At 63.0% G+C, this 1921-nt stretch carries 3 protein-coding genes; all 3 read left to right on the top strand.

All coding sequences use genetic code 11. From position 1 onward, the window contains the following. Positions 1 to 82 precede the first annotated feature (82 nt). Positions 83 to 550 (top strand): hypothetical protein, encoded by a 468-nt coding sequence (locus FW784_RS13865; protein ID WP_149353911.1) that lies wholly within the window; start codon positions 83 to 85, stop codon positions 548 to 550. An 89-nt stretch (positions 551 to 639) separates the two neighbouring features. Beyond that, entirely contained in the window at positions 640 to 1032 is a 393-nt protein-coding gene (locus FW784_RS13870) for a GFA family protein (RefSeq protein WP_235893692.1), read from the top strand. Positions 1033 to 1493: 461 nt separating this feature from the next. Beyond that, the gene (locus FW784_RS13875) at positions 1494 to 1841 is read left to right on the top strand and encodes a hypothetical protein (protein WP_149353913.1); all 348 of its coding nucleotides are present in this window, start codon (positions 1494 to 1496) and stop codon (positions 1839 to 1841) included. Positions 1842 to 1921: the final 80 nt, after the last annotated feature.

Here is a 1921-nt window from a genome sequence, read left to right on the forward strand (position 1 = left end):
GTTTCTCGCCAGGGCCGGGGCCTAACAATTCGTCCAAGCCGACGCCGCTTCGCGGCGCGGCTTAACTCAGGTGTTAGCGCCCATGCCGAAGCACACAGCCACGTTGCTCGTCCTAGCTGCCTTTGCGGGGCAGGCGTGTGCGCACGAAAGCGTACGTACCGGCTATGGCGCGGTGACCGCCGTTCCACCCGCGAACAACGCGTCAGGCTTTTCGATTCGCTTTAAGGGCGCATCAATTGCGAGCGTGTCGGGCGAGCAAGTGAGCCTCTACAAGGTCGCGGGCGCCGATCCAACTCAATATGTCGTTGTTGAAGCGTGGCGCCCGGCTCTCAACTGTCACTACGAGTACGTGCTCTTGAAACTCTCGGCCGGCGGGGCCGCCCAGCATTCGAAGCCATTCGGTAACTGCTACCAGTTAAAGTCCGCCAAGCGCTTTCGCGGCGCCGTGCAGGTGCGGCTAACCTCGGCGGCCACTCCGACGGTTGGTGCAACTTTCCGGTGGGCCGGCGGCACGATCAACCAAGTGGGTGGCAAAGAAAATGGGCGCTAACAATTCGTCCAAGCCGACGCCGCTTCGCGGCGCGGCTTAACTCAGGTGTTAGGGCCCACAATGGAACTTAGTCGCTGCGGACAGAAATGATGGATCGGATTGCCTCTTGCAGTTGTGGCCAGCTCACAGCCCGTGTTGTTGGCGCGCCCGTCCGTATCTCGATCTGCCACTGCTTGGCGTGCCAGCGCCGCACGGGTGGTCCATTTAGTGAGCAGGCCCGTTTTCCTCGTGAGAGCGTTACGCCCACAGGTGTGTCCTCCGAGTACGTGCAGGCCGGTGACGACGGTCCAGGCGCCCGCTTCCACTTCTGTCCGCGCTGCAGCGCCACCGTGTACTACGAGCCACTCGGCCTGCCCGAGTACATCAGCATTCCCGTAGGTGCGTTTGCAGACCCCGGCTTCCCCGCTCCCACCGTCTCGGTTTATGAAGGGCGCAAGCACGGCTGGGTCGTGCCGCCGTCGCCCGCCGAGCACTTCCAATGAACCGTTCGGGTCGAGCTGGGTTGGGCCCTAACAATTCGTCCAAGCCGACGCCGCTTCGCGGCGCGGCTTAACTCAGGTGTTAGCGCCCACGCCGGGATGCAATGCGGTTGTCGGGCCAATCGCTCCTCGAACTTCGTAGCTCACGGCCGCATCGGCTTGTAGGTTCAGGGCTGCAAGCTCGCGCCGCTCCTGCGGTCCCGGCTCCTGGCGGTGATCCGAAAGGCGGCGCCAACTTGCCGGCCACATCCGTTTCTGGCGCCGTCACCGCCCTCGCCGTTCGGCGCGCCTGCGGCGCCCCGCTCCGCCTATCTCGCGGGTTCGGATCTTCGTGCCAGAATCCGGCTACGTGGAGCAGCGGGCCAGCACCCCGGCGCGTGGGCTCTAACAATTCGTCCAAGCCGACGCCGCTTCGCGGCGCGGCTTAACTCAGGTGTTAGGCCCCTTTGCCAGCTCTCTCGCACATGCTTAAGACAATCGCGCTAGCCCTAATCGTCGGCATCGGAACTTTTGCCCCAGCTTTGGCTGCGGAGCTCGCGCCAACCGAGCAATCGCCGCACGCCGAAGCGATCCGGCTCGTCATGCAACTTCGGCCGGCTGAAATCCGAAATTTGGAAAATGCACCGCACCGGTGGCACGACACAGAAGAACGATCGTGGCAGGTCAAGCGCCCGTTCGGCCCGGGCATCGTCGATAGCACCCACTACTTTGTCGTCACCTATTCAATTGGCGGAAAAGTGGTCGGAACTTGGCAGGTCAATACTCGTACTCATCAAGTCGCCGGTGCCGGCGAACGCTTAAGGATCGAGTGAAGGGGCCTAACAATTCGTCCAAGCCGACGCCGCTTCGCGGCGCGGCTTAACTCAGGTGTTAGCGCCCACGCCGGGATGCA

Origin of the sequence: Cognatilysobacter lacus (assembly GCF_008274655.1) — a bacterium.
Lineage (GTDB): Bacteria > Pseudomonadota > Gammaproteobacteria > Xanthomonadales > Xanthomonadaceae > Cognatilysobacter > Cognatilysobacter lacus.